At 67.4% G+C, this 25,930-nt stretch carries 24 protein-coding genes; 8 read left to right on the forward strand and 16 right to left on the reverse strand.

The annotated features are described in order from the left end of the window. The first annotated feature begins 186 nt into the window (after positions 1–186). On the forward strand, positions 187–879 hold the full coding sequence (locus NV2_RS08460) for a DUF6319 family protein (RefSeq protein WP_245662510.1): 693 nt from the start codon (positions 187–189) through the stop codon (positions 877–879). Between the two features lie 7 nt (positions 880–886). On the opposite strand, the gene NV2_RS08465 is transcribed toward NV2_RS08460, so the two are convergent. The 3 genes from NV2_RS08465 to NV2_RS08475 are packed head-to-tail and all read right to left on the reverse strand — an operon-like array spanning position 887 to position 3,560. After that, complete coding sequence (locus tag NV2_RS08465) at positions 887–2,422, reverse strand: GGDEF domain-containing protein (RefSeq protein WP_084474174.1); 1,536 nt, start codon at positions 2,420–2,422, stop codon at positions 887–889. Next, entirely contained in the window at positions 2,422–3,021 is a 600-nt protein-coding gene (locus NV2_RS08470) for a hypothetical protein (protein ID WP_067871003.1), read from the reverse strand. The genes NV2_RS08465 and NV2_RS08470 overlap by 1 nt, the downstream gene beginning before the upstream one ends. Beyond that, positions 3,018–3,560: a pyruvoyl-dependent arginine decarboxylase gene (locus NV2_RS08475; protein ID WP_084474176.1), complete on the reverse strand. Its 543-nt coding sequence runs from the start codon at positions 3,558–3,560 to the stop codon at positions 3,018–3,020. Before NV2_RS08475 ends, NV2_RS08470 begins: the two co-directional genes overlap by 4 nt. Positions 3,561–3,762: 202 nt before the next feature. On the opposite strand from NV2_RS08475, the gene NV2_RS08480 reads away from it, so the two are divergent. Together NV2_RS08480 and NV2_RS08485 are read left to right on the forward strand one after the other, a co-directional pair. After that, the gene (locus tag NV2_RS08480; protein WP_084474177.1) at positions 3,763–5,484 is read left to right on the forward strand and encodes a sodium:solute symporter family protein; all 1,722 of its coding nucleotides are present in this window, start codon (positions 3,763–3,765) and stop codon (positions 5,482–5,484) included. A gap of 12 nt (positions 5,485–5,496) precedes the next feature. Further along, a complete protein-coding gene (locus tag NV2_RS08485; protein ID WP_084474179.1) occupies positions 5,497–5,772 on the forward strand; it encodes a hypothetical protein in 276 nt (91 codons plus the stop codon). A gap of 19 nt (positions 5,773–5,791) precedes the next feature. Here the strand turns inward: NV2_RS08485 and lhgD are convergent, their stop codons facing one another. The 7 genes from lhgD to NV2_RS08520 all read right to left on the reverse strand — a co-directional run bounded on the left by lhgD (position 5,792) and on the right by NV2_RS08520 (position 15,189). Next, a complete protein-coding gene (gene lhgD / locus NV2_RS08490; protein ID WP_067871004.1) occupies positions 5,792–6,991 on the reverse strand; it encodes an L-2-hydroxyglutarate dehydrogenase in 1,200 nt (399 codons plus the stop codon). 24 nt (positions 6,992–7,015) lie between these two features. Continuing rightward, positions 7,016–7,672 carry a YcnI family copper-binding membrane protein gene (locus NV2_RS08495; protein ID WP_067871005.1) on the reverse strand — a complete coding sequence of 219 codons (657 nt, stop codon included), beginning with the start codon at positions 7,670–7,672 and terminating at the stop codon, positions 7,016–7,018. Positions 7,673–7,881: 209 nt separating this feature from the next. Next, positions 7,882–8,628, reverse strand: a complete 747-nt coding sequence (locus NV2_RS08500) for a DUF8020 domain-containing protein (protein WP_067871006.1) — start codon at positions 8,626–8,628, stop codon at positions 7,882–7,884. Positions 8,629–8,855: 227 nt separating this feature from the next. Then, positions 8,856–10,340, reverse strand: coding sequence for a PepSY-associated TM helix domain-containing protein (locus tag NV2_RS08505; protein WP_307613307.1), 1,485 nt, complete (start codon positions 10,338–10,340; stop codon positions 8,856–8,858). 652 nt (positions 10,341–10,992) lie between these two features. Continuing rightward, positions 10,993–11,571 carry a hypothetical protein gene (locus tag NV2_RS08510; RefSeq protein ID WP_245662511.1) on the reverse strand — a complete coding sequence of 193 codons (579 nt, stop codon included), beginning with the start codon at positions 11,569–11,571 and terminating at the stop codon, positions 10,993–10,995. Positions 11,572–11,723: 152 nt separating this feature from the next. Then, entirely contained in the window at positions 11,724–13,391 is a 1,668-nt protein-coding gene (locus NV2_RS08515; protein ID WP_067871007.1) for an acyl-CoA synthetase, read from the reverse strand. A 142-nt stretch (positions 13,392–13,533) separates the two neighbouring features. Next, a complete protein-coding gene (locus NV2_RS08520) occupies positions 13,534–15,189 on the reverse strand; it encodes an acyl-CoA synthetase (RefSeq protein WP_067871194.1) in 1,656 nt (551 codons plus the stop codon). Positions 15,190–15,439: 250 nt separating this feature from the next. Here NV2_RS08520 and NV2_RS08525 point away from each other — a divergent pair, with 250 nt between their 5' ends. Both NV2_RS08525 and NV2_RS08530 read left to right on the forward strand, forming a co-directional pair. Continuing rightward, positions 15,440–15,811, forward strand: coding sequence for a hypothetical protein (locus tag NV2_RS08525; protein WP_067871008.1), 372 nt, complete (start codon positions 15,440–15,442; stop codon positions 15,809–15,811). Positions 15,812–15,955: 144 nt separating this feature from the next. After that, positions 15,956–16,594: an HD domain-containing protein gene (locus tag NV2_RS08530; protein ID WP_067871009.1), complete on the forward strand. Its 639-nt coding sequence runs from the start codon at positions 15,956–15,958 to the stop codon at positions 16,592–16,594. A gap of 46 nt (positions 16,595–16,640) precedes the next feature. Here the strand turns inward: NV2_RS08530 and NV2_RS08535 are convergent, their stop codons facing one another. Next, positions 16,641–17,174: a DinB family protein gene (locus tag NV2_RS08535; RefSeq protein ID WP_084474243.1), complete on the reverse strand. Its 534-nt coding sequence runs from the start codon at positions 17,172–17,174 to the stop codon at positions 16,641–16,643. Between the two features lie 62 nt (positions 17,175–17,236). On the opposite strand from NV2_RS08535, the gene NV2_RS08540 reads away from it, so the two are divergent. Continuing rightward, a complete protein-coding gene (locus NV2_RS08540; protein ID WP_067871011.1) occupies positions 17,237–18,199 on the forward strand; it encodes a helix-turn-helix transcriptional regulator in 963 nt (320 codons plus the stop codon). 69 nt (positions 18,200–18,268) lie between these two features. Here NV2_RS08540 and NV2_RS08545 read toward each other — a convergent pair whose 3' ends face one another. From NV2_RS08545 to NV2_RS08565, 5 genes are all read right to left on the reverse strand, one after another. After that, entirely contained in the window at positions 18,269–19,507 is a 1,239-nt protein-coding gene (locus NV2_RS08545) for an acyl-CoA dehydrogenase family protein (RefSeq protein WP_067871012.1), read from the reverse strand. 46 nt (positions 19,508–19,553) lie between these two features. After that, positions 19,554–20,936 (reverse strand): acyl-CoA dehydrogenase family protein, encoded by a 1,383-nt coding sequence (locus tag NV2_RS08550; RefSeq protein ID WP_067871013.1) that lies wholly within the window; start codon positions 20,934–20,936, stop codon positions 19,554–19,556. A 189-nt stretch (positions 20,937–21,125) separates the two neighbouring features. Further along, entirely contained in the window at positions 21,126–21,911 is a 786-nt protein-coding gene (hisN, locus tag NV2_RS08555; RefSeq protein WP_067871014.1) for a histidinol-phosphatase, read from the reverse strand. A 67-nt stretch (positions 21,912–21,978) separates the two neighbouring features. After that, positions 21,979–22,788, reverse strand: coding sequence for an SDR family oxidoreductase (locus NV2_RS08560; RefSeq protein WP_067871015.1), 810 nt, complete (start codon positions 22,786–22,788; stop codon positions 21,979–21,981). Between the two features lie 189 nt (positions 22,789–22,977). After that, positions 22,978–23,565 carry an NADPH-dependent FMN reductase gene (locus NV2_RS08565; RefSeq protein WP_067871016.1) on the reverse strand — a complete coding sequence of 196 codons (588 nt, stop codon included), beginning with the start codon at positions 23,563–23,565 and terminating at the stop codon, positions 22,978–22,980. 133 nt (positions 23,566–23,698) lie between these two features. Between NV2_RS08565 and NV2_RS08570 the strand changes: the two genes are divergently transcribed. Then, positions 23,699–24,556, forward strand: coding sequence for a helix-turn-helix domain-containing protein (locus NV2_RS08570; protein WP_067871017.1), 858 nt, complete (start codon positions 23,699–23,701; stop codon positions 24,554–24,556). 140 nt (positions 24,557–24,696) lie between these two features. Continuing rightward, the gene (gene prfB / locus NV2_RS08575) at positions 24,697–25,809 is read left to right on the forward strand and encodes a peptide chain release factor 2 (RefSeq protein ID WP_067871018.1); all 1,113 of its coding nucleotides are present in this window, start codon (positions 24,697–24,699) and stop codon (positions 25,807–25,809) included. The last annotated feature ends 121 nt before the right edge of the window (positions 25,810–25,930 follow it).

Consider the following 25,930-nt stretch of genomic DNA (forward strand, 5'->3'; position numbering starts at 1 on the left):
GGTCGGGCGGTTCGTCTGCCGCCCGCGATGTGGACTTGTCGGTGCGATGGTGCATGCTCTTGGGCACGCCGATGTCTACAACCTTGCCCGGAGTGCACCATGCCGTCCCCACGAACGAAACCGCAACCTTTGTCCGACACCGAGATTCGACAGATAACCGATGATTTGGCCGCAGGCCGGCCGCCGATGGTCTGGTTCACCGCGGCGGCAGTGGGCGTATCCGAAGGACGTTCGGGAAAGGTAGTCGCGCTCGGCGATCCCGCCGACGGGGATTTCCTGCAAGTGCGTCCGACCGGATCGAAAGATGTCATGTCGTTCTCGCCGACCGAGGTGACACTGGTCAAGCCGGCGCGCAAGGACAAGCGCCCCACCACATCCGAAGCCGCCCCGGCACCGGTGTCCCGGACCTCCGGGACCACCGATTCCCCCGGGCCGGCGACGAGGAAGGACACCGCAGTGAGTACGTCGACGAGCGCGACATCGCCGGCCCCGGGGAGCGCAAGCGCGCCCGCAGCGAAAGCGGCCGCACCGCAGCCTCCTTCGGAGCCGAAGCCGGCCACCAAACCCGCGACCACGCCGGCGCGCACCCCCAAGCCCGCCGCCCGCAAGTCGAAGACCCCGGAGGTCACCCTGACGCTGTCCGGTACCGCCGACGGCGAGTGGACGGTGGACGTCGTCCACGGAAAGAAGCGCACCATCAAGGGAGTGCAGGTGGCGGGCGCCTCGGTCGCGCAGGCGGCGAAGCTGTTGCATCCGGAGGTTTCCGAGGTCGTGGATTCGGTGCTCGACACGGTCCGGGACTCGCAACGTGCCAAGGTGGAGCAACTGCAGGCCGAACTCGATCAGGCCCGCCGCGTGCTCGACGAACTGGCCGGATAACCGCCGCTCAGACCGCGGGCTCGCGCCGGCGCACCCGGCGCTGCCTCGCGGACGGGGGCAGATGGCGCAGGTCGTCGTGGAAGGCGCAGCCGAGGGTGTAGTCCTTGGCGTGGTACATCGCCGAATCGGCCTCGCGGAGCAGGTCATAGATGGTGGCGTCGGTACTGCGCGGCCCACTGCAGGCGACACCGATGCTGGCTCCGATGGTCACCTCGGTGACCGACAGTTCGAAGGGTTTGGCGAAGGCTGCCAGCAACTTCTCGGCGACTACGACGGCTTCGGTGCGTGTCGCGCCGGCGAGCACGACGAATTCGTCTCCGCCGTAACGGGCGGCGACATCCGCGCGGCCGATCACGCGCCGAATGCGGGCAGCCGCATTGGCGATGAGCTCGTCGCCCACGGCATGTCCGTAGCTGTCGTTGATCGTTTTGAAACCGTCCAGATCGATGAAGAACAGCGATACCGGGCGTCCACACCACAGTTCCCGATCGCGCCCGGGGGTACGCAGCAGGGCGGAACGATTGAGCAGGCCGGTGAGCATGTCGTGGTCGGCCTGATACTGGGCTCGGCGCTCACTGCGCGCACTGCGCACGATGGCACGCTCGCTGCGCACCAGTACACCGACCAGCAGCGCTGCCAGCAGCACGGAGACCACGATCCGGTCCACGGACCCGGTCCGGGTGCCGATCGTGGGAACCAGTGAGGCCACGACCAGTGTCACGGCGATGACGCTGGCCCGCTGGCGGGACCGATGCGGATGCACGCGACGCCCACCGCCGAGTGTGACCATCGTCGGGTGCAGTGCGGCAGGTCCGACGATGGCATAGGCCAGCAGCAGCGGAGTGAGCAGTGTCTGCCGGTCGAAGTGCACCCAGCCCGCGGCCTCCAGGTTGTAGCCCAGATCCGCGACCAGGATGGCGAGCAGGCCCAGATGGACCAGGCGCAGCGAGGTTTCGTAGCGGCTCGAGGTGACCACCGAATGGGTGATCAGCGTCAGTAGCAGCGCGTCGATCACCGGGTACGCCGGTCGGATGAATGCCGCCATGTCCCAGTGTGTGGTGCCGTGCAGCACGGGCGAGATCAGAAATGTCCACGAGGCGAGTAGTGCACCCAGGGCGATCAAGCCCGAGTCGAGAATCAGATCTCGCTGGCGGTCGGCTCGGCGCGGCCACAGCCACAGGAAAGCAGCGGTGCCGACGCCGAGGTATCCGGCCAGCGTCGCCAGGTCGCCGAGCGGGGACAAAGGTCTGCCGGTGAAGTCGCGCAGGACTGTTCCGGTGGCGAACAACGCGGCGGAGATGCCGAGCAGATACCACGCCGCCGGCGCCGGCGGCCGGTATCGGCGCACCCCGACGATGATCATGGTGAGGGTCGTGATCACGACGGCGAGCATCGCCGTCAACGACAGGGCCGGTGTTCCGGTGAAGGTCAGCACCACGACGGCCAGGGCGAAAACCGCCGGTGGAATCGCACGCCGGGGTTTGTCGGGCAACCGCGACAGCAGCGATCGGATACGGGTGTGGTGCTGTGTTTCGGATGTCATCAGCCCCCCTGGTCCGCGTCGTCGGTGACGAACCGCGCAGCGTAGTAGGTTTGTGAATCCTCGACCGCTACTTCGATATTCGCCTCTTCGCCGACCGCGTTGCGCAACGCGTCGGCAAACGAGAACTGAGAGTTGTTGTACGAGCAGATGTCCCAGCCGACGACCGCTCGATCTGCCGCCAGGATCTGGACAACTGTACTGATCATGGCATGAAAGGCCACCCCGTGTCGCGCACTTGGGGTAACAAGAGTGAAACCCGCATAGTAAATCGCATTGCGTGCGGCGTGTTGGGGAAACCGTGTCGTGAAATATTCCGGGCTGATCCACGGCACCGTGTCCAGGTGCCGAGTAAGGGTGGTGAGCCCGATCGGTGCGCCGTCGGCGCGAGCGACGATCTTGTCCACCCGAGTATCGGACATCTCGTCCCGGAATTCGTTGCGATGCAGGACTTGCCGGGCTATCGCGCGCGTGCGCAGCGGGGCGAAAGCCTGCTCGTACAGGCTCTGGAAGATCTCGATCTCCGTGTCCGCGATCGCCGGTTCGATGGTGATATCGACACCCGGCCAGGGCGATCGACCCTCCCGGTCCGGTCCGCTCATGAGGTCCGTTCCCAGCCCGCGGCCTCGTAGGCGGCCAGTACCAGTGCACACGCGGGACGGCCGGTACAGCGCGTCTGCGCCGTGGCGAGCCGGACCGGCCCGAACCGCCCCGAGCGGGCGGCGGTCATCTCGGTGAGGCTGGCGTGGATGAGTTCTTCGACCTGTCCGGTGGATTCGCCCTGGTGCTCGACGAACAAGCCGGCCCCGGATCCATCGGTGAGCTGGACCCAGCCGATACCTGCTGCGGTCGCGGCACCGGTCGCGGTCGCGTGCCCGAGGGCGTAGACACAGTAGAGGCGGTCGCCCCACTCGATCCGCTTGCCGACCCGCGCAGCGCGCCGCACCTGTGACCGCGGCGGGATCACCGAGGATAATCGGATCACATTCGCCTCTCCCACACCGAGTTCGCGCAATGCGGCATCGAACGCGGCCACCTCCGTCACGCCCGTGGCGGTCGCCGCGCCGACCTCGATCGTCAGGGTCGCGGGTTCGTCGCGGTCACGATCACGACGGTCGAGCGGGGTTCGAGTCGTGAGCATCGTATTGTTCGGTCCTTCCCGGGGCTCACCAGTTTTGCATTTTGCAGGGCATGGTTTCGCTAAATTTCCCTCAGAAGATTTACAGATCCGAACGGCGCGCGCCGCGCGGGGGCCGACCGGCCTGTCGAACCCCCCGCGGCGCGTTACCATCCGGGCAGATCGCAACCTGGTGAACCCGTGGACTTTCCGACAGGAGCTCCGTATGCAGCCCGTTGCCGAGTCATCGCAGCACCTCGATCCGGCGGTGGTGTACCTGTCGGCCGATCAACTCCGGCTCGACGCCGCTCCCGTCGATTACGCGCTCGTGGCGGTGTATTTCGTCTTCGTGCTCGGCATCGGTTTGATGGCGCGAGCGCGGGTGTCGTCGAGTATCGACTTCTTCCTGTCGGGGCGCTCGCTGCCGGCCTGGGTCACCGGTCTGGCATTCATCTCCGCCAACCTCGGCGCCGTCGAGATCATGGGGATGTCGGCCAACGGTGCCGAATACGGGATGCCGACGATGCACTACTTCTGGATCGGCGCGGTACCGGCCATGCTGTTCCTGGGCGTGGTGATGATGCCGTTCTACTACGGCTCCAAGGTGCGCAGTGTGCCGGAATTCATGCGGCGCCGGTTCGGTACCGGGGCTCACCTGGTCAACGCACTCAGTTTCGCAGTCGCTCAGGTTCTCATCGCCGGGGTGAACCTGTATCTGCTCGGCTCGATCGTCAACGTGCTGCTCGGCTGGCCGCTGTGGGTGTCGGTGATCGTGGCCGCGGTCATCGTGCTGTCCTACATCACCCTCGGTGGATTGTCGGCCGCGATCTACAACGAGGTGCTGCAGTTCTTCGTCATCGTGGCCGCGCTGCTCCCGCTGACCCTGGTCGGTCTGCACCGCGTCGGCGGAGTGAGCGGTTTGAAGGACAAGGTCGCCGCGACACCCGACGGCGATCAGCAGCTGCACTCCTGGCCCGGCAACGAGCTCAGTGGCTTCTCCGACAACTTCATGTCGGTGCTGGGTATCGTGCTCGGCCTCGGATTCGTGCTCTCCTTCGGCTACTGGACCACGAACTTCGTCGAAGTGCAGCGTGCCCTGGCCACGCACTCCATCTCGGCCGCGCGGCGCACCCCGATCATCGGCGCGTATCCGAAGATGTTCATCCCCTTCATCGTCGTCGTTCCGGGCATGATCAGCGCCCTGCTGATACCGCAGATCGCCGAGCTGAAGACCAGCGGAACCGGGGACGCCACCTACAATCAGGCGCTGCTGTATCTGATGAAAGAGGTGTTGCCGAACGGCCTGCTGGGGGTCGGGCTCGCCGGCCTGCTGGCCGCGTTCATGGCCGGGATGGCGGCCAACATCTCCGCCTTCAATACGGTCTTCAGCTACGACCTGTGGCAGCAGTACGTGGTCAAGGACAAACCCGACGGCTACTACCTGACCATCGGCCGCCTGGCCACGGTCGGTGCCACCGCGATCGCGATCGGCACCGCGTTCATCGCGGGCAGCTTCTCCAACATGATGGACTACCTGCAGACGCTGTTCTCGTTTTTCAACGCGCCACTGTTCGCCACCTTCATCCTCGGCATGTTCTGGAAGCGGATGACCCCGACCGCCGGCTGGGTCGGGCTGGTCTTCGGAACGCTGTGTGCCGTGGTGGTTTTCCTCATGCAGGAAACCGGGGTGATCAATCTGTCCGGCCAGGGGTCGAGCTTCGTGGCCGCCGGTGTCGCCTTCGTGGTCGATATCGTGCTGAGTGTCGTGGTGAGTCTGTGGACCACGCCGAAACCTGCCGCGGAACTGGCCGGGCTGGTCTATTCGGAAACGCCGAAGGCGCAGCTGACCGACCCGGATGCCGCCACCCTGCCGTGGTATCAGCGTCCGGTGCTGCTGGCGGGTATCGCGCTGGTGATCGTGATCGTCCTGAATATTGTCGTCGGATGAGGAAGTGACGCGATGCTTTTCGATATCCGCACCATCGTCGGTGCGTTGCTCGGGTGCTACGGCGTGATCCTCGTCGTCACCGCGCTCGTCGGACAGTCCGCTGCCGATCGCGTCCGCACCGGCGGCTGGAACGTCAACCTGTGGGCCGGGATCGGCATGCTGGTGGCGGCCGCGGCATTCCTGCTGTGGGTGGCACTGCGACCGGTGCGCGCGCTCACCGCACCGGACACCGCCGCGCCGGATACCGCCGCATCGGACGGTGACAGCACCGACGCGCCGGAGGCGTAACCGGTTCGGAGTCGGCTCACTACGGCCGTTCATCGAGATGATCGACCACGTGTTCGGCGATCGCCATACTCGAGGTGGCGGCCGGGGACGGGGCGTTGCGGACCGCGATGATCGGACCCAGACGGTGAATACGGAAGTCGTCGACCAGCGTCCCGTCGGCGTCGACGGCCTGCGCGCGGACACCGGCGCCCGCCCGACGCACATCGGCTACGCCGATCTCGGGGACGTACTGCGCAGCCTCCTTCATATAGGCACTCACCGACAACGATCCGTGCATTTCGCGTATCCCGGTGCGCCAGTGCCGGCGTGCCATCCGCCAGGTGCCCGGCCAGCTCGCGAGCGCACGCAGATCCGGTACGGAGAACGACGATCGCCGGTACCCCTCACGGGCAAAGGAGAGGACCGCGTTCGGTCCGACCTCCACCTCGCCATTGATCCGGCGGGTGAAGTGAACGCCGAGAAACGGATACCGCGGATCGGGGACCGGGTAGATCAGCCCGCGCACCATATCCTTCTTCTCCGGGCGCACCAGCATGTACTCGCCACGGAACGGAACGATCCGGGGGCCCGGCACGTCTGCGGCCAGCCCGGACACCACATCGCTGTGCAGACCGGCACAGATGATCAACCGGTCGACCGTCACGGATCCGGCGTTCGAGCCGATCTCGACTCCGCCCGCGTGCCGGGAGATCGCCGTCACCGGAAACGACAACCGGATCTCCCCGCCGGCGGTCACGATATCGTCGGCGAACGCCGCGGCGACTCGCTGGTAGTCGGTGATCGCGGTGTGCGGTGAATGCAGTGCCGCCAGCCCGGCCGCGTGCGGTTCGATCTCCCGGATCCCGGCCGCATCGACGCGCCGCAGACCCGGCACCCCATTGGCGCCCGCTCGTGCAGCGAGCGCATCCATGCGCGCCACGTCCTCCGGAGTGACGGCGACAACCAGCTTCCCGACCTCGTCGTAGGGCAGGTTCTTCTCGGCGCAATAGTCCCGCAACAGATTCCGGCCACGCGCGCACAGGGTGGCCTTCAAGGAGCCGGGTTCGTAGTAGATGCCGGCATGGACGACACCGGAGTTGTGCCCGGTCTGGTGGACGGCGACCCCGTCCTCCTTGTCCACCACGATCACCCGGGCCCCGGGCCGGCGCCGCAAGAGTTCCCGCCCGATCGCGGGTCCCAGAATGCCGGCCCCGATGATGCCGATGCGCTGCTGCGCCATGGTTCGTCCCAACTCTCGGGTGGATCAGGAGCGCAGCCGGGTCAGGACCGCCGCCGCGCCGAGCACCCCCAGCGAGGCGAGCACGATGGCGATACCGGCCAGCCAGCGCGCGGTGTGGTCGTAGTCCTCGCCCTCGGCAGTGGCCGGGGTGGCATGCACATCACCGTGGTCACCAGCCGAGTGCTCTCCGGCCGGCGCCAGGCTCAGCGCCGGTGCCGGGAATTCGGGCTCCTGGTCGGCGGGTTGCTGGTCCCAGTCGACGACCGTGCCGTCGGCGTAGGTCTGGGTGGCGGGCAGGACGAGCATGTCGGTATCGGGCAGTCCGTCGGCCAGTACCGAGAACTGTTCGAACTCCCCGGGGCCGATGCCGCCGCCCTGAGCAGCGGTCCAGGTGATCCCGATGACTTCGTGGTTGTCGTCGCGGGTGACTGCGGTCTTCCAGCCGGGGGTCGGTTCGGTTTCGGCGTGCGACAGCGGCGGGAAGTGCACATTCAACCGGGTCGTCGCACTGCCCGTGGGCGACTCGTTCGGTACCCGGAAGGTCAGCACGCCCGAACCGCCGCGGGAAGCGTCCGGCCCGGAGACCGTCACGTGGGCGAGGGCCGGCGCGGCCGCGATCACGGCGGCCGCGACAGCGGCGACACCGGTGAGTGCGGCGCGGTAGATCCGGGAGTTGTTCATAGCGCGGTCACTCCTCTGGCTCCGGGTGCACGAGAACCTGGTGTGGTTGCCCTCATTATCCCGATTCGGCGATGCGTCGCGGCCCGCCGCCGGTGCCACTGCTGCCCACCTGCACCGTCACCCCTGCTCCCGGGTGTCGGGCGGGCCGCGGTGCGGGAGTCGGCGGCAGGGCTGCCGCCGACTCCCGGTGTTCGACTATCCGCCGACCGTCACTTCGCGGGGAAGGGGGAATTGACGGTGGTGAAGTACTGTGCCGCGGCCATGATCGCGACCGGTGCGGTCACGAGGAGCTGACCGGCCACCGTGCCGAGCGCCCCGATCGCCAGTACCCCGCCCAGGCATCCGAGGATCGCGGCCGGAATGAACGGGCCGAACATGCCGACGATCGTCGCGGAGGCCACCGTGGCCCCGGCGATACCGCCCAGCACACATCCGATACCGGCTCCGCCGATGCCGCCGACCAGGGTGCCGATGGATGCGCCCACGCCGATCGTGCTGGTCATCCGGGACCACGCCGCCTGCTCACGGTCGTACGGTGTCTTCCACGGGGCACTGTCCTCGAACGGCATGGCCGCCGGGGCCGCGGAAGGTATGGCCGCCGGCACCGCGGACGGCGCAGTCACCGGTCGGTAGGCCGCGTGCGCGAGATCGAATTTCGGAGTCAGGGTGGCGGTGTGGCCGTGGATGCTCGCCTCGATCGGGAAGACGAAATCGTCTACCCGGAAGGACAACTCGGTGCCGGCGAGCACCGTGCCGTCGGCAGCCGCGATGGTGAATACGCCGTTGTCGGCCGACAGTGAACCGGCGTCGGTGGAGATGACGGTTCCGGTGGCGGTGGGAGTGGCCCGGAAGTTCACGGCGGTGTCGGGTGCGGGCGCGGCGCCGGCGGTTGCGCTGCTCAGTCCCAGCGCCGCGGCGACGACAGCGGCGGTGGCGGCGAGGTGCTTGATACGCATAGGTGAATTCCTTTGTGATGTCAGGTATCTGAAGGTTGCGGGTGATGTGCCGGTGGCTCCGGAAACGGGCAGCGCTGTAGCGCGGGTCGCCGGAAGCGTTGTCGGCAGAGGTTGTTCGGAGTCGTGGCAGATGCCGGACGGTTGCCGTCAGCGGTCGTGTTTCGGCGCGTGGTGTGCCGAAGCCTGTCCAGGCGGATCGACGCCGAATCTGTTGTGCTGCAGGGAGGTCAGGTTTCGGTAGTTGTTCTCCGGTGAGCGCGCAGGGCGAGGCCGAGATCGACGATCAGGAAGGCGCACAGCGTTACCCCGAGTACGGGGGCGAACCAACCGAGCAGCACCGCGGCCGCCACCAGCGGCACACCGATCCACCACGGTGCCTGCCGGAGCATCCCGCGTGCGGGAGCCCGGCCGAGCGCGACCCGTCCGGTTCGGCGCGTCGGCCGCCGGCGCCACCACATCAGGTAGCCCCGGCCGATCACGACGATCAGGGCGACCATCGTGGCGAGCAGTAACAGTTGATTGGCGGGGCCGAAGAGCATGCCCATATGCAGCTGAATGCCCCAGTTGGCGAGTTTGGCCGGCAGCGGCCAGTCCTCGTAGCGCAGCAGAGAGGTGACCTCGCCGGTCGCACCGTCCACCGCGACGGAATCCTGGGTGTACACCCCCGACAGGCGTCGCTCCTGCACCGTGAAAGCAGTGTGATCGTCTGTGGGGACGGTGATTTCGAGCGGGCCCTCGAGGTTGTGTGCGCGAGCGGTCTCGAGCACCGTGTCCACCTGCGTGATTCGCTCGGCGGGCATCGACGCCGGGCCGGACGGCGACATGGCATGGCCGCCGTGTCCGGCGTGCCCTCCACCGTGTCCCGGCTCCGCCGCTGTCCCCGACAGTGCGGTATCGACCGCGGGGGTGGTCCAGCTCAACTGTTCCCGCATCGAGGTGATGTGACTGCCGGCGTGCGCCGACCAGGTGAGTCCGGTGGCCGAAAGAAACAGCAGTGGCAGCAGAATCCACACCCCGACGGTGGCGTGCCGGCTGATCCGTTGGGCTCGTCCACTGGCCCGGCTCCGCCACACCAGCCGTCGCCACGAGCCGCCGGAGCGGCGCACCCACACCACCAGCCCGGCGAGTGCGATGACCCACATCCAGGACGCGGCCGTCTCGCTGTACAGCCGGCCGAATTCGCCCAGATGCAGATTCCGGTGCAGCACATCGATCCAGGTGCGCAGCGGCAGCGCTCCGGTACTTCCGTAGACGACGCTGTCGCCGACCGGATGCGCGGTCGCCGGATCGACGAATACCGCGCGGCGCTCCGACTCCCCGAGACTCGGATCGTCGAAGAGCACCCGCGTGGTGTCGCCGGCCTGCTGCGCCGGGTCGACCGCGACCGGCGTCAGCGAGGGCTGTGTGGAGACCGCCGCGGTGACCTGCTCCGACAGCGAAAGCGCCGGGCCGGTCGAATCCACATGCAGCAGATCGCGGTCCACCATCGACTCCAAGGTCGGCGCCACCGCGTACAGCGCCCCGGTGACCGCGGCGATCAGAATGAACGGTGCCACGAAGACACCGGCATAGAAATGTAGCCGCACGGCCAGCGCCTGCACCGCGCGTACCCCGCCGGGCCGGGACGGTCCCGGCGGGATGTGCCGCACGTGATCGGGCGGCGATTTCTCCGGCTGCGGATCCGTTCCGGCAGCCGTATCGGTAATGCTCACTGTCGATGCTCCTGTTTCGAGGGCACCCACCTTCGCCGTGCGCCGGAAAATCCCGCGCACTCGCACGCCGGTGCCGGTCCCTGCCGGACGACGATCCGGCGCGGTGACAGCATCGGCGACCGCACGGGCGTGCGGACCACGGACACTCCCGCCTCGGGGCGCCCGCCCTGCGACCGGTCCGTCAACCGTTGCTCGGCTGCGCGGATCCTGCTGGCGGGGTACCTCGAGAGCGTGGAGCGCAACGGCACTGCCGGCAGGCGTACGCCGGAACAGTGTCCGCAGCGTTGACGCGCCTCGCGCCGACCGAGCCGTGCTCGCCGGCGGGAATCGGGCTCGGGTGCGTGATCGGTCGGGTACTCGGCGGCTACCGGCTACTGCTGCCGGGTACTCACCAGCTGTTCCCGAAGGAGGCAGCTGTGCCCGAGAATCTTCAGGCCTCGGCTGTCCCGAAAGCCACGAGCTACTCGGTGGGCCCGGGCGTGATCACCCGCTGTGCGCGTCGATCGTTCCCCCGGCCCGCCTCGTCACTGTGGACGGCTGCGGAGGCCCGATCGGCACCGAAGGGTCATGGAAGCACGGGACAGGTGCGAGCCGGTTGTCGCGTACCGATTCTCGATGCGGTGCGTTGGACGAATATGGGTGTTGAGTTGACTCAGCTGAAGACAGGAAGGGGTGGTCCGCGGGTGCGGAAGGTGTCGGCGGGGAAGATCCGCAGAATCACCCGGTCGCGGTGGACGCTGCGGGGGATCAGGGAGTCGGAAACCGTCGGGTGCAGCACCGGCACGGGCAGTACGCGCGCCACGGCCGTACCGATCCGGTAGGCGGCCTCGGCACCGAGGATCACGACTGCGGCGCAGAGGGCGCCGACGAGGTGGGCGCACAGCATGGACGGCGACCACAGCGGGACATGATGCATGCCGGCCATCTCGGTCGAGAGCACCGTGTGCCCGACCAGCTGTCCGCCCCAGAGCGCGGCCACGAGACCGACAGTCGAGGTGCGCAGCGGGGCGATCCCGGCCACCAGCGCTCCGACGACGGTGGAGGCGGCCACGAGCATCATCAGCGCGCTCGACGGCATCGGCATCGCATCCGCCGCCCAGCCGTGCGCGGCGATCGACAGGGCCCCCGACACCGACCCGGCCGATGCGCCGCGCAACCGCGCCACGGCAGCCCGGCGCGTGTGCGCCGAAACCGGGGTGCGGGCCGGGAGCAGGCCGGGACGGGAGATCACGCGCTGATCCTAGCCCAGCCCGCGACGAGCCCCGGCCGGCTACCGCTACCGCCGAAACTCACCTGCCGGACACCGCGGCCCTGCGATGTGCTGTCACCGGACGGCCGCGCCGAAGGTGCCGGCCGCGGGCGTGGCAGGTGCGACGCGCGGGATCACTCGCCGGAGACATCCATTTCGGCGAGCGGCTTGCGCAGCAGTTTGCCGGTCGCGTTGCGGGGGAGCTCGTCGAGGAAGATCACCTCGCGCGGCACCTTGTAGCGGGCGAGGTTCGCCTTCACGTAGTCCTTGATCTCCTGGCCGTCACGCCGGGATTCCGGGCCCGGAACGACGAAGGCGCGCAGACGTTTCCCGAATTCGTTGTCGTCGACACCGATGACCGCGGCCTCCTGCACGTCGGCACGATCGGCGATGAGGTGCTCGACCTCCTGGGGGAAGACGTTCTCGCCGCCCGAGATGATCATGTCGTCGTCGCGGCCGTCGATGAACAGCAGACCGTTCTCGTCGAAGTGCCCGACGTCGCCACTGGACATCTTGCCGTCGACGGTTTCCTTGGTGCGACCGTCGGTGTAGGCCTTGAACGAGTGCGCGTTCTCGATGAAGATCGTGCCCGTGACGTTGGGCTCGGTGATGGGCTTGCGATTCTCGTCGTAGAGCGCCAGGTGGATACCCAGCGGAGGCCGGCCCGCGGTATTCGGTGCCTTGCGCAGATCCTCCGGGCTCGCCACCGTGATCAGTGCACACTCGGTCGAGCCGTAGACGTTGTAGAGCACCTCACCGAAGTAGTCCAGGCTGCGGGTCACCACATCCGGCGGGATCGCCGATCCGGCGGCGAAAATCATTCGCAGCGAGGACATGTCGTACTTGGCGAGCGTTTCGGCGGGCAGGTCGAGCATGCGCTGGAGCATGGTCGGCACCACGACCAGTGAGTCGGCCTTGTACTTGTCGATGTTGGCGAGCGTGCGCTCCGGGTCGAAGCGGCGCTGCTGGAAGATCATCCGGTTCCCCAGCGAGAGCCCCAGGGTGAACTGGGACAGGCCGGTAGCGTGGAAGACCGGCGCGGCAACCACCATGGATCCGTTGCGTGGCAAGGGGATCCGGTCCAGGAACTGGGCGGAGATGAAGGGGCTGACCTTGTCCCGCGGCGCTCCCTTCGGGGTGCCGGTGGTACCGGAGGTCAGGATCACCGTGCCGCCCGGTGTGGCCGGTGCGGCGAGGGGGTCGGGTGACTGCCCGGAACGCAGTGAATCGATGGTGGGGGTCGCGGGGTCGGCGTTGTCGGCTTCGTCCACCCAGGTGAGGATGCGGGGGATCTCGGACGGGATGGCGCCCATGAGATCGAAGAACTCGCTGTCGTGCAGCACCAGCTTCACCTGCTCGCGCGCCGCCACGTCGGCGAACTGCGGTTTGGCGAAGCCGGTGTTCATCAGCACCGCGCGGATGCCCAGCTTGCCCGTCGCGGCCAGGCTCAGCACCATGCCGCGATGGTCGCGCGCCAGCAAGGCCACCACGTCACCCTGGCCCAGTCCCTGAGCGGCCAGTCCGCGAGCCAGCTCATTGGACTGCGCGTCGACCTCCGCGAAGGTCAGCTCTCCACGTTCGTCGAGCAGCGCCGGAGCATTCGGATTGGTCTTGGCGGCGTGCATGATCACGCCCGCGAACGGACCGAACTTGGTGACGTTCAATGCCGAGCTCACCGCATGGTCGAGGCGCAGCGGACTGAACAGTCCGCGCTTGCGCATCACATTGACCCCCTGAGCCAGATCTCCGGCCTTTCGGAGCTTTCCCAGGGCGGCGCTTGCTGACGGAAGGACAGCTGACATAGGTACAACCTTCCGCGGAAACCACCAGGTAGGCGGGCCCGCAACATCGAGATCCAGTGCCTGCTAACCCTAGCAAGCACGGGGGTCGGACTGTGGTTCGCGTCTCTGTAACCGACGGTATCGCACATCGGGTACGAGAGTGCTATGTGACCTGGTACTCCACCAGAATCCGCCGCAGCAGCTTGCCCGTGGCGTTGCGCGGCAGCTCCTCGAGGAAGATCACCTCGCGCGGCACCTTGTAGCGGGCGAGGGTGCCCTTCACATAGGCCTTGATCTGTTCGGGATCCAAGGTGACGCCGGGCTCGGGGACGACGAACGCGCGCAGCCGTTTCCCGAATTCGACATCGTCGACCCCCACCACGGCAGCGTCGGAGACGTCCGCGTGCTCCAGCAGCAGATTCTCGACCTCCTGCGGGAAGACGTTCTCGCCGCCGGAGACGATCATGTCGTCGTCGCGGCCGTCGATGAACAGCAGTCCGTCCGCGTCGAAGTGGCCGACGTCGCCGGAGGACATGTAGCCGTCGATGATCTGCTTGTGGCGGCCGTCGGTATAGCCCTCGAACGGTGCCCCGGAGCGAATGAAGACCCGGCCCTTGATATCCGCACCGTGCACGCGCTGGTCGTGCTCATCGAACAGCACCACCTCGCAGGTGACCGGAGCGCGACCCGCAGTACCCGGTGCCCGCATCAGATCCGCGGGCTGGGCGACCGTCGCCACCGCACATTCGGTGGAGCCGTAGAGGTTGTAGAGGACCGGTCCGAAGGCCTCGGTGGCGCGCAGACAGAGTTCGGGTGACAGTGCGGACCCGGCCAGCACGATCGACCGCAGCGACGACAGGTCGTAGCGTTCACGGACCTCGGCCTCGAGTTCCACCATCCGATGCACCATCGTGGGAACGGCAACCAGCATGTCGACCCGGTGTTCGGCGATCAGCGCCAGGGTCTGCTCGGCATCGAAGCGGCGCATCGTCACGGTCGTCGCGCCCAGCGAGGCCGAGACCATCCAGGTGGCCTGGCCGGTGCTGTGGAAGATGGGGGAGACGATGAGCATCGTGCCCTGCGCCGGGAACGGGATACGGTCCACGATCTGTGCCGACGAGATCGGCGAAACCGTCTTGCGTGGAGCGCCTTTGGGGAGTCCGGTGGTACCGCTGGTGAGGATCACGAAACCACCCGGTTGCTTCGGCAGCGGCAGCGGCAGCTGTTGCGGTGCATGTGCCGCGATCAGTTCCTCGATCGTCATCGCCTCCGCGGGGACTTCCGCGTCGTCGTCCACCCAGGTGAGTACCCGTGGTATCTCGGCCGGCAAGGCGTCGAGCAGGCCGGTGAACTCGCTGTCGTGCAGCACCAGGGTGACATGCTCGCGCTCGCAGACCTGCGCGAACTGCGGTTTGGCGAATCCGGTGTTCATCAGGGCCAGCCGCGCGCCGGCCTTCCCGGCCGCTGCCATCGCCAGCAGCAGGCCGCGATGATCGCGGGCGAGAATGCCGATGACATCTCCCGGCGCCACCCCCAGTGCCTGCAGTCCGCGGGCAAGGCGGGTGGAATCCTCGTCCAGTTCGCGGAAGTCGATACTGCCGCGCTCGTCGACCACTGCCGTGCGTTGCGGCCACATCCTCGCCGCATGCCGCACCATGGTGGCCTGCGGCCCCAGCCGCCGCGCCTCCCGTGCCATCAGCACCGTCTCACCGAGGTTGCGCAGATCGATGAACCCTCGCTCGCGCAACACGTTCAGTGCCCGCACCGCCTCGCTCGTTTCGACAGCCCGGCGGCGAACCCCGTGTAGAACGGACCCGATCCCGACGCCCAAACCAATCACCTCCACCCGAGCGCGAATCCGCGCGACCCACGCGTGCTGGGGACGCTAGCAGCGCAGACGAGTGCTCGTTACACACTTTCGGTCAACCACCTGGCCCCGATTGTGGGATGTACTCCGCCGCGGAGCCGCTGCTGCTCGTGGACGCCGCTGCCGGGCTCGGCGCTCGCCGGCGCCGGTACACGGTGAGGCGGGATGCCGGTCGGTTCGGTAAGGAATCCACAATCAAGGTATGGAACGGTTAGTCGACCTCGATCGGGCCGCCGCCGAGATCTCCTTGCGCCGGATGGGCTGGCACGAGCAGGGGCTGGTGGTGGAGGGGCCGACCTGGCGTGACGCGGTGGCCGCTCGGCCGCGAGTGGTGGAGACCGATCGCTCCAGGGTGCGGGATCCGGAGTCGGTGGGTGTGCACCTGCACAGCTTCCGCGGCGCGGAATTGGCGATCGTGTTGTTCCGCGGAGGATGGGCCGACGTCGATTTCATCACCGAAAGTCTCGAGATCGGCGTGATCGCGGCGCCGGACATCTCCTCCGCCCCGGCCTTCGGTGAACTCCTGGACCTCTGCGTCACAAGAATTTTCGGACTGAGCGATACCGATCCGTAGGCGCCGGTGGTGTCCCACACCGGCCACACGCAGACATGTCCGGACTTTCTCGATCTTGTAGGTGATCCGGGCGACCGTGGTGGTATCCGAAGCTTCGGAGCACCACGACACCGCAGCCTGACCACCACTTCCGAAGGAGTCGCCATGTCGGAGCAGATCGCCGGAATCACCGTGCCCGCCACTCGCCTCGCCGCCGATGCCACTGCGCTGGTTCGCGGCACCGAAGACGACACTCTGTTCCATCACTCCCGGCGGGTATTCCTGTGGGGGATGCTGCAATCGATGGCCCGCGGTGTCGAGGTCGATCCCGAACTCGCGTACGTCGGTGCCCTGTTCCACGATCTCGGGTTGACGCCGGCGCACCGTAGCACCGGGCAGCGGTTCGAGATCGACGGCGCCGAGGCGGCCTACCGCTTCCTCCGTGACCACGGTCGCTCCGAGGACGAGGCGCGCACCGTGTGGCTGGCGATCGCCCTGCACACCACCCCCGAGGTGCCCATGCATCTGGCGCCGGAGGTCGGCGCGGTCACCCTCGGCGTGGAGACCGATGTGCTGGGTCTGCATCTGGACCGTCTCACCGAGACGCAGCGCGCAGAAGTGGTCGCCGCCCATCCCCGCCCCGACTTCAAGAACCGGATCCTGCGTGCGTTCTACGACGGGATGGCCGAGCGGCCACAGACCACCTTCGGCACGATGAACGACGATGTCATCGCCCATTTCGAGCCTTCGTTCCAGCGTGCGGATTTCGTCCGGATCATCCAGGACAACAACTGGCCGGAATGATCCGGACGGTCGAATCGCATCGTTCGGCAATGATTGCCGGTAGTCCTCAGCCCATGGTTTTCGATCCGTCGATCGCCTCGCGGATGATGTCGGCGTGACCGCTGTGCTGTGCGGTTTCGGCGATCAGATGCAGCAGCACCTGACGGGTGGACCATGCTCGTTCCTCCTTGAACCACGGCGCTTCCGGCAGCGGCCACAGCACGTCCAGATCGGTGTGGGCGACGATCTCGTCGGTGCGGCACGCGACCTCCTCGTAGGCCGCGAGAACGTCCGCGAGGGTCTCGCCCGGCAGCATCCGGAACTCGTCGGTGCGGGCCTGGAAGTCCGCTTCGGTGAGATCGGCGAAGTTCTTCTGGGGGATGCCGTCGGTGATGTGGTCCACCCACGACTGCTCGACGGCCGTGACGTGTTTGATCAGCCCGCCGATGCACAGTTCGCTGACGGTGGACCGGGCGCCGGCCTGGGCGTCGGTCAGGTCGCGGGCGGTGAAGCGCAGGAAGAAGCGCTGCTTCGCGATCTCGGCGAGCAGGGTGGCGCGTTCGCCGGTGAGGTTCGCGGTGGAGGTGCTGGTTTGTGTCATGGTCACCACGCTAGAACCCATAGCGGCCAGTTTCTGACCTCAATTGTCGGAGAATTGAGGGTATGGCGAATACCAGCATCCGGACACTGCGACTGCTGTCGCTGCTGCAGACGCACAAGTACTGGCCGGGTACCGAGCTGGCGCAGCGGATGGGAGTCTCTGCGCGGACGCTGCGCCGGGATATCGACCGGCTGCGGGAGCTGGGATATCCGGTGCAGGCGCAGCGCGGCGTGGAGGGCGGCTACCAGCTCGCGGCCGGTGCGGCCCTACCACCGCTGATGGTCGACGACGAGGAGGCAGTGGCCCTGGTCGTCGCCCTGCAGGGCGCGACGCAGTCGGTGGTGGACGACGTCGCCGAATCCTCACTGCGGGCGCTGGCGAAAGTTGTCCAGGTGATGCCGCCGCGGCTGCGGCGGCGAGTCGAGGCGATCCGCGCGATGACCGTAGCCGCCGGCTGGCCCGGCGCGAGCGGCGCCGCACTCGATCCGGCCGCCCTGACCACGATCGCGCTGGCCTGCCGAGACGGTGAACGGCTGTGCTTCTCCTACACCGCCGCCGACGGCACCCGGACCGAACGCACCGTGGAACCCCACCGGATGGTGTCGCTGGCCCGACGGTGGTACCTCGTCGCCTACGACCTCACCCGCCAGGACTGGCGCAGCTTCCGCATCGACCGGCTCACCGGTGCCCGCGGTGACGGCTATCGGTTCCGTCCTCGCGAACTGCCCACCGACCCGGCGGAGTTCGTGCGCCGGGGGATGGCCAATATCCCGCGCCCCTACCGGGTGGTGGTTATCGTCTCGGCGGCCGCGGAGGTCGTCCAGGAACGGATCGGCCGCTACGCGACCGTTTCGGAGATCGATTCCGGCCACTGCCGGGTGACCATGTCCACCGACTCACTGCACTGGCCGATCCTGGCGCTGGGCACGGCCGGTGCCGATTTCCGCATTCTGGAGCCACCGGAACTGGTCACCGAGATGCGCGACTGGACCGACCGGTTCCGCCGGGCCGTTGCGGAAGACTGAGCCACCGGCGGATACCGAAAAGCCGGTGTGAACCGCGAAGGGCCCACACCGGCTCTGCTGTCCTGCAACCTATTTCAGCTCGGCGCTGGTGAGCTCCAGCACCCGCCGGGCCACGATCAGCTGCTGAATCTGCTGGGTGCCCTCGAAGATGTCGAGGATCTTGGAGTCGCGACTCCACTTCTCCAGCAGGGTGTGCTCGGAGTAGCCGAGCGGTCCGGCCAGTTCGACGGCCTTCAGCGTCACGTCGGTGCCCATCCGGCCGGCCTTGGCCTTGGCCATCGAGGCCTGCAGGGAGTTGGGCTTCTTGTTGTCGGCCATCCATGCCGCACGCAACGAGAGCAGGTAGGCGGCCTCCCAATCGGCCTCCAGGCGAAGGAATTCCGCCGCCGCGGCGTGCTGATTGTTGGCCGGAGTGTCGTAGGAGATCTCGACTCCGGCCTGTTCGAGCACCGTACGCAGTTCCTCGAGTGCGGCACGACCCACGCCGATCGCCATCGCTGCCACCAGCGGGCGGGTGTTGTCGAAGGTCTGCATGACCCCGGCAAAGCCCTTCTCCACGTTCACTTCCGGGCTGCCGAGGATATTGTCGGCCGGGATGCGGCAGTCCTCGAGGCGTAGTTCGGCGGTGTCGGAGGCCTTGATGCCGAGCTTGTGCTCGAGCCGGGACACGGTGAGCCCCGGTGCGTCCTGCGGGACCACGAAGGATTTGATCGCCGCGCGGCCCTTGGACCTGTCGACCGAGGCCCACACCACGATGTGGGTGGCGCGCGAACCCGCGGTCACGAAGATCTTGGTGCCGTTGAGAACCCATTCGTCACCGTCGAGCACCGCGGTGGTGGAGACCGCCGCGGAGTCCGAACCGAACGACGGCTCGGTGATGGCCATGGCGGCCCACACCTTGCCGAAACGCTCCAGCTGCTCGTCGGTGGCGACCGCGGCGATGGCGGCATTGCCGAGACCCTGGTAGGGGATCGACAGCATCAAACCGACGTCGCCCCAGCATGTTTCGAGTGCATTCAGCAGTGCGGACATATTGCCGCCGTTGCTGTTGCCGAGCAGTTCGGTGGCGTGGTCGTCACCGGCCGCCGCACCGGAACCGGCCTTGCGGCCACCGGTGGCACCGGAGATGTCCTGGGTCCCGGAGTCGGCCAGCCCTTCCACCATGGCGGCCATGGTGTCGAGCTCCACCGGGTACTCGTGTTCGGCCAGATCGTATTTACGCGAGACCGGACGGAAGATCTCGGCGGCGACCTGGTGGGCCTGATTCGCGCTGGCCCGCAGCTTCTTCGGGAGTTCGAGATTGATCATCGGATTGGCTCCATCGATAAGAGTCGGAGGGTCGGGAAGACCCGGATCAGACCAGCACCACACCTTCGGCGACGCCGATCGCCCGCAGATCGCGGTACCAGCGCTCGACCGGGTGTTCCTTGGTGAAGCCGTGGCCGCCGAGCAGCTGCACGCCGTCCAGGCCGATCTGCATGCCCTTGTCGGTGGACAGCTTGCGAGCCAGCGCCGCCTCGCGGGCGAACGACAGTCCCTGCTCCGCGCGTGACGCACCCCGCAGAGTCACGAGCCGCATACTGTCGAGTTCGATGGCGATATTTGCGACCATGAACGCCACCGCCTGCCGGTGTGCGATGGGCTCACCGAACGCCTCACGCTCCTTGACGTAGGGCTTGACGTAGTCCAGCACGGCCTGGCCGGTGCCGACCGCCAGCGAGGACCAGCCCAGGCGCGCCAGCCGCACCGCATCGGCATATTCCTCGGCACGCTGGGCGGCGTCGCCGTCGCCGAGTACGGCATCCGCGGGCACCGCGACATTGTCGAGGATCAGTCGCCCCAGACCGGCCGCCCGCAGACCCATGCTCGGATCGGCCTCGATCACTACACCGGGGGTGTCCGATTCAACGATGAACAATGCGGGACGGCCGTCGATTTCGGCGCCGACGACGAACAGCTCGGCATCGGCGGCGGCGGGCACCAGGCTCTTGACACCGTTGATCCGGTAGCCGCTGGGGGAGCGGGTGGCTTTGGTCTGCAAGGCGAACGGATCGAACAGTGCCCGCGGTTCGCTGATGACGACCGAGGACTGCGGCACGTTCTCGCCGGTGTAGGCGGGGAGGTAGGTCTGCTGTTGCGCGTCCGAACCCCATTGCGACAGCGCGACCGCGACGCCGGAGGGCGCCAGGATCGGCAGCGCCAAACCCATGTCGCCGTGCGCGAGGGCCTCGGCGACCAGTGAGTTGGTGACCGCGCCGCGTTCGCCGGCCGCGCCCTCGAGTTCCTCGGGCACGTTGATCAGCGTGATGCCGAGTTCGGCGGCGCGCTCGAGCAGATCCTTGGGTGCGGCGGCGGCTCCGTCGGCGTCGAAGGCGGCCGGGCGCAGGATCTCACCGGCGAATTCGCGCACCGTCTCGACGATCATCTGCTGCTCGTCGGTGGGGGTGAGGTCGAAGTAGCCCTTGCTGCGGGTTTCGTTGGCAGGCAGCCGCTTCGGCTTGTTGCCGCCGGAGGCCTTACCGAATGCGCGGGTCGCGGCGCCGAGCGTGCGGAAGCCGGTCTTGGTGCCCTCGTAGGTGAGACGTTCGATGGGCTTGCGCAAGTTGTACTTCTCGGCCAACTCGGAACCGGTAATGCTCGTCATGACCCGCATGGCCGCGCCCATCCAGTCGCGCTTGACCGGGTTGAGGCCGACAGCGGAATCCGGACGCTTCGTTGCGGTGTCTCGAGTGCTCATAGTCACCAGTCTTCTCGGGTGGGGGTTCGGGTGATCGGTCCCAGATCTTACTTTCGAGTAAGTCTATCTTACTCTGGAGTAAGAAAGTAGTCGAGAATCCGCGGATCTCACCGTGATCTCGATCCCAGAAGACCCGGAAGACGGCGACGCCGCATTCACCCGAAGGTGACTGCGGCGTCGCGTGGTGTGTCAGCGGCGCAGGGTGCGCAGGACCGAATCGTGCAGCAGTCCGTTGGTTGCGACCGCGCTGCCGTGATGCGGGCCGGGGGTGCCGTCCAGCGCGGTGAAGCGCCCACCCGCCTCGCGGACCAGCACATCCAGCGCGGCCAGATCCCAGAGCGAGACCTCCGGCTCGGTCGCGATATCCACCGCGCCCTCGGCGAGCAGGCAGTAGGAGAAGAAGTCGCCGTAGCCGCGGGTACGCCACACCTGATCGGTCAGGTCGATCAACTGATCGCGCAGGCCGAGGTCCCGCCAGCCGGACAGACTGGAGATGGCGAGGCTGGCCGAGTTCAACCCGCTCACCGCGGAGACCGCGATCTGCTTCGCCGCGCCTGCCTCGAAGCTGGCCCACGCGCCCGAACCCGTCGCGGCCCACCAGCGTCGTGACAGTGCGGGCGCACTGACCACCCCGGCCACCGGTACACCGTCCTGCAGCAGGGCGATCAGAGTCGCCCAGACCGGAACCCCGCGCACGAAGTTCTTGGTGCCGTCGATCGGATCGATCACCCACTGCCGGCCGGTGAATTCGGCCGCACCGCCGAATTCCTCGCCCAGCACCGCATCATTGGGCCGGCGTTCGATCAGTGTCTCCCGCAGCGCCCGTTCGACCGCCAGATCCGCATCCGAGACCGGGGTCAGATCCGGTTTGCTGTCGACCTTCAGGTCCAGGGCGCCGAAGCGCGCCCGAGTGATCGCATCGGCCTCATCGGCCAACCGCAGGGCAAGTTCCAGATCGCCGGCATGCTCGTTCACAGGGCAACCTTAGAGGTCGCGGCCGTCACGGGCCGCTGTGGCCGGTCCCGGCGCAGCGATCGCAGCCCTACTGCTGCTGCGGATTCCATATCGACGGCCAGTCCTTCCCGCGCAGTGTCGCGTCGGTGCCGCCGTCGCAGAACATGATCGATCCGACACAGAAAGCGGATTTGTCCGACAGCAGGAACGCCGCGAGTTCGGCGATCTCCTCGGGGCGCCCGGCCCGGCCGATCGGGGTCATCGCGAGGAACTGCTTCATCCCCTCACCGGTGAGCGCGTCCTTGCTGCCCTCCTGCGTCATCGGAGTGTCGATGATGCCCGGCGCGATGGCGTTGAGGCGGATTCCGTCGGCGATGTAGTCCGCGCACTTGGTCCGGGCATACCAGGCCAGGGCCGCTTTGGTGGCCGGATAGGCCAGGATGGCGGCGCGATCGCCGAAGGTCTCCGCGACACCGCGGGCCCGCTCCTCGTCGCCGGCCAGGCAGGCGTCGGCCAGCTCCGCAGGCCACATCGGCTGAGTGGTGGTGGAGTTCGACGACACCAGCACCACCGAGGCGGAACCCGCTGCCTTAAGCAGCGGCCGCAGGCCTTCGAGCAGGCCGATGGCGCCGAAATAGTTCACCGAGACCAGCAGGCCGCCGGGCCGTCCGGTGGCCGCGGCCACACCGGCGAACGGCAGAAAGCCGTCCAGGCGTCCGTTGCTGATCCGCGCGATCTCCGCGATCGCGTTGGCCCGGCCCTCCGCGGTCCCCAGATCCGCATTCACCTCGGCATTGTGCAGATCGACACCGATGATCCGGTGGCCTTCCTTCTCCAGATGCGCGGCGACAGCGGCGCCGATGCCCGACGCGCTACCTGTTACGGCGATGGTCCCCATCGGCCCTCCTGTTTCGGCTGGAAGAACTATGAATCGGATAGTCGATGCCGAGACTAGTTGTCCGCGCGCCGGTCGGGGCGCACCGAACCACTGAGCGGGCGCCGGTGCGCGCTGCCCACCGCGCTGGTCCGGGCGTCCTGTGCCGTGCACCCTGCCGCTGCCCGCGGGCAAGTTCCCACGCCGGACGACTCAGGCCGCGGTCCGTGCGGCAGTCAGGGCTACAGCCCACCAATGCAATTGGTCGAGCATGCCGGCAGCCGCAGCCTCGTGAACGGCGGGGTCCGTCAGACGTCCGTCGGCATCGAACAGTTGGTAGTAGCGCGGGAAGGATACGTAGTCACGCACCGTGTGGGCGTCGAGTTCGGCGAATACCTGCCGCAAGTGGGCGATGGCATTGAGTCCGCCGCCGGCACCGCTGTAGCCGACGAAACCGACCGCTTTACGGCTCCACTCGGTGTAATGCCAGTCGATCGCGGTCTTGATCGAGGCCGGATAGCTGTTGTTGATATCCGGAGTGACGACGACGATCGCATCGGCGGCGGCCAGGCTCGCGGTCAGCTCGGCCATCCCGGCCGGGCGCAGCGGATCGGGGTCCATCCGCAAAGGTGTCGCCGGCAGCGCCACGGGCAACTCGGCCTCGGCCAAGTCGATCAGATCGACCTCGAAGCCTTCGTGCCGGCGGGCCTGTTCGGCGAACCAGTCGCCCACCACCGGCCCGAACCGGCCTTCCCGGACGCTGGCGACGACGACGGTGAGACGCAGTGTGTTGCTGGACATTCCATAGCTCCTTCGAAGTCACGGCTATCGCTGTGCGGAACTCTGCCTGGCCTGCGCACTCGCAGGGAGCCCGCTGCGAGGGTGGTAGCGACAGGGACACCCTCCGGGCGTATTGCGTTGCTACCGTCGATTCGTGAGCGACAACGAGCTCGGCCTGTTTCTGCGCACCCGACGCGAAGCCGTGACGCCCGTAGCGGTCGGCCTGCCGTCCGGGACGCGTCGGCGTACGCCCGGACTGCGCCGCGCCGAACTGGCCACTCTCGCCGGGGTCAGTGTGGAATATCTGATCCGACTCGAACAGGGGCGCGATCGGCACCCGTCCGCCGGTGTGCTGAGCGCACTCGCGGACGCTCTGCGGCTGAGCCCGAGCGAGCGGGTGCAACTGCACCGACTGGTGAAATCGGCGGACCCGGGATTCAGCTGTACCGGCGGAGCCCAGCCGAACCGCGTGGTTCGGCCTGCGGTCCAAGTCGTCCTCGACCGGCTGGCGCCCGGCCCGGCCGCCCTCTTCAATCGCCTGGGCGAGGTCTTGAGCTGCACCGACGGGTACCAGGCGCTGGTCGGTGGCACCGGCCTGTTCGACGACGGCGTGCCCGCCTCCTACCCGCGCTGGCTGTTCACCGACCCCCGTGCGCGAACGATCTATCCCGACTGGGAGCAGCGCGCCGACCTGGCGGTGGCCACGTTGAAGGCCGGGCCGTTCCGTTCCGATCCCACGATCGCCGTCCTGGTCGATGAGCTGGCACTGCTGGTCGGCGAGGAATTCACTCGCCGGGTGGCCGAGATCGCGGGCTTGCCCGACAGCAGTGGCATCGACCGGATGGAACATCCGGAAGCGGGGCCGCTGCGGCTGGCCTACGAGCGTCTGGACCTGTCCGCCGACGACGATCAATACATTCAGGTTCTGCTGCCTGCCGACCAGGCGACGTCCGCCGCGCTCGACGGGTTGCTCGGGCGGCGGCCGGGTGGATTGCGAGCGGTATCGGGCTGAGCGACCGGAGGCCGGTGGTCCGCCGGCCGACCGGTGGCGGGCAGGTGGACCGGGTTCACACTGCGGGGACGTCGAGGCCCTCCGGCGGCGCCGATCGCCGCATTTCACCCGCTACCGCACGACCGGTAGATTGGGGCACCGTGCATCCTGACGTTTCCGCTGATCTCGCCGAACTCGACACCACGTTGAAGACTGTCGAGTCGGTACTCGACGTCGACGAGCTACGCCGGCGCATCGATGAACTCGAACACCAGGCCGCCGACCCGGAGCTCTGGAACAACCAGGAACACGCCCAGCAGGTCACCAGCGAGCTGTCGCATGCGCAGGGAGAGTTGCGCCGGGTCACCGAGCTGCGGCAGCGGCTCGACGATCTGCCGGTGCTCTACGAGCTGGCCGAAGAAGAAGAGGGTGAGGCCCGCACGGCCGCACTCGCCGATGCCGACGCCGACCGCGCCACGCTGCACGCCGATGTGGAGGCGATGGAGGTCCGCACGCTGCTGTCGGGGGAGTACGACAAGCGCGAAGCGCTGGTCAACATCCGCTCCGGTGCCGGCGGCGTGGACGCCGCCGACTGGGCCCAGATGCTGATGCGTATGTATGTGCGCTGGGCCGAGCGGCACAAGTACCCGGTCGAGATCTACGACACCTCCTACGCCGAGGAGGCGGGCATCAAGAGCGCCACCTTCGCGGTGAAGGTGCCCTACGCCTACGGCACGCTGTCGGTGGAGATGGGGACGCATCGGCTGGTGCGGATCAGTCCGTTCGACAACCAGGGGCGCCGCCAGACCTCCTTCGCCGAGGTCGAGGTGCTGCCCGTGGTCGAGACCACCGACCACATCGACATCCCGGAGAACGAGGTCCGCGTCGACGTCTACCGTTCGTCCGGGCCCGGTGGGCAGAGCGTCAACACCACCGATTCGGCGGTACGTCTGACACACGTCCCGACCGGCATCGTCGTCACTTGTCAGAACGAGAAGTCGCAGCTGCAGAACAAGATCTCGGCGATGCGGGTGCTGCAGGCCAAACTGCTGGAGCGCAAGCGCCAGGAGGAGCGCGCCCAGATGGATGCGCTCAAGACCAACGAGGGCGCTTCCTGGGGTAACCAGATGCGCTCCTACGTGCTGCACCCGTATCAGATGGTGAAGGATCTGCGCACGAACTTCGAGGTGAACAATCCGTCCACCGTTCTCGATGGTGATATCGACGGTTTCATCGAAGAGGGAATCCGCTGGCGGATGCGCCAAGATGCGTGATACGGGCGAATAGTGCGCTACTCCGGCAGCGCTTTTTCGCCTATCACGGGACTATCACGATGTCGCTTTCCGGCGGTAGCGTAGTAGTCTGTGTGCCGTGTGGTCGGTCGCTGAGATGACT

The sequence above is a fragment of the Nocardia vermiculata NBRC 100427 genome (assembly GCF_001613265.1).
In the GTDB taxonomy this organism is placed as follows: Bacteria; Actinomycetota; Actinomycetes; order Mycobacteriales; family Mycobacteriaceae; genus Nocardia; species Nocardia vermiculata.

Bases quoted from the DNA above. Each gene is read 5' to 3' on its own strand.
- NV2_RS08460 (WP_245662510.1), top strand. From the start codon at position 187: ATGGTCTGGTTCACCGCGGCGGCAGTGGGCGTATCCGAAGGACGTTCG.
- NV2_RS08465 (WP_084474174.1), bottom strand. From the start codon at position 2,422: ATGACATCCGAAACACAGCACCACACCCGTATCCGATCGCTGCTGTCG.
- NV2_RS08470 (WP_067871003.1), bottom strand. From the start codon at position 3,021: ATGAGCGGACCGGACCGGGAGGGTCGATCGCCCTGGCCGGGTGTCGAT.
- NV2_RS08475 (WP_084474176.1), bottom strand. From the start codon at position 3,560: ATGCTCACGACTCGAACCCCGCTCGACCGTCGTGATCGTGACCGCGAC.
- NV2_RS08480 (WP_084474177.1), top strand. From the start codon at position 3,763: ATGCAGCCCGTTGCCGAGTCATCGCAGCACCTCGATCCGGCGGTGGTG.
- NV2_RS08485 (WP_084474179.1), top strand. From the start codon at position 5,497: ATGCTTTTCGATATCCGCACCATCGTCGGTGCGTTGCTCGGGTGCTAC.
- lhgD (WP_067871004.1), bottom strand. From the start codon at position 6,991: ATGGCGCAGCAGCGCATCGGCATCATCGGGGCCGGCATTCTGGGACCC.
- NV2_RS08495 (WP_067871005.1), bottom strand. From the start codon at position 7,672: ATGAACAACTCCCGGATCTACCGCGCCGCACTCACCGGTGTCGCCGCT.
- NV2_RS08500 (WP_067871006.1), bottom strand. From the start codon at position 8,628: ATGCGTATCAAGCACCTCGCCGCCACCGCCGCTGTCGTCGCCGCGGCG.
- NV2_RS08515 (WP_067871007.1), bottom strand. From the start codon at position 13,391: ATGTCAGCTGTCCTTCCGTCAGCAAGCGCCGCCCTGGGAAAGCTCCGA.
- NV2_RS08525 (WP_067871008.1), top strand. From the start codon at position 15,440: ATGGAACGGTTAGTCGACCTCGATCGGGCCGCCGCCGAGATCTCCTTG.
- NV2_RS08530 (WP_067871009.1), top strand. From the start codon at position 15,956: ATGTCGGAGCAGATCGCCGGAATCACCGTGCCCGCCACTCGCCTCGCC.
- NV2_RS08535 (WP_084474243.1), bottom strand. From the start codon at position 17,174: ATGACACAAACCAGCACCTCCACCGCGAACCTCACCGGCGAACGCGCC.
- NV2_RS08540 (WP_067871011.1), top strand. From the start codon at position 17,237: ATGGCGAATACCAGCATCCGGACACTGCGACTGCTGTCGCTGCTGCAG.
- NV2_RS08545 (WP_067871012.1), bottom strand. From the start codon at position 19,507: ATGATCAATCTCGAACTCCCGAAGAAGCTGCGGGCCAGCGCGAATCAG.
- NV2_RS08550 (WP_067871013.1), bottom strand. From the start codon at position 20,936: ATGAGCACTCGAGACACCGCAACGAAGCGTCCGGATTCCGCTGTCGGC.
- NV2_RS08560 (WP_067871015.1), bottom strand. From the start codon at position 22,788: ATGGGGACCATCGCCGTAACAGGTAGCGCGTCGGGCATCGGCGCCGCT.
- NV2_RS08565 (WP_067871016.1), bottom strand. From the start codon at position 23,565: ATGTCCAGCAACACACTGCGTCTCACCGTCGTCGTCGCCAGCGTCCGG.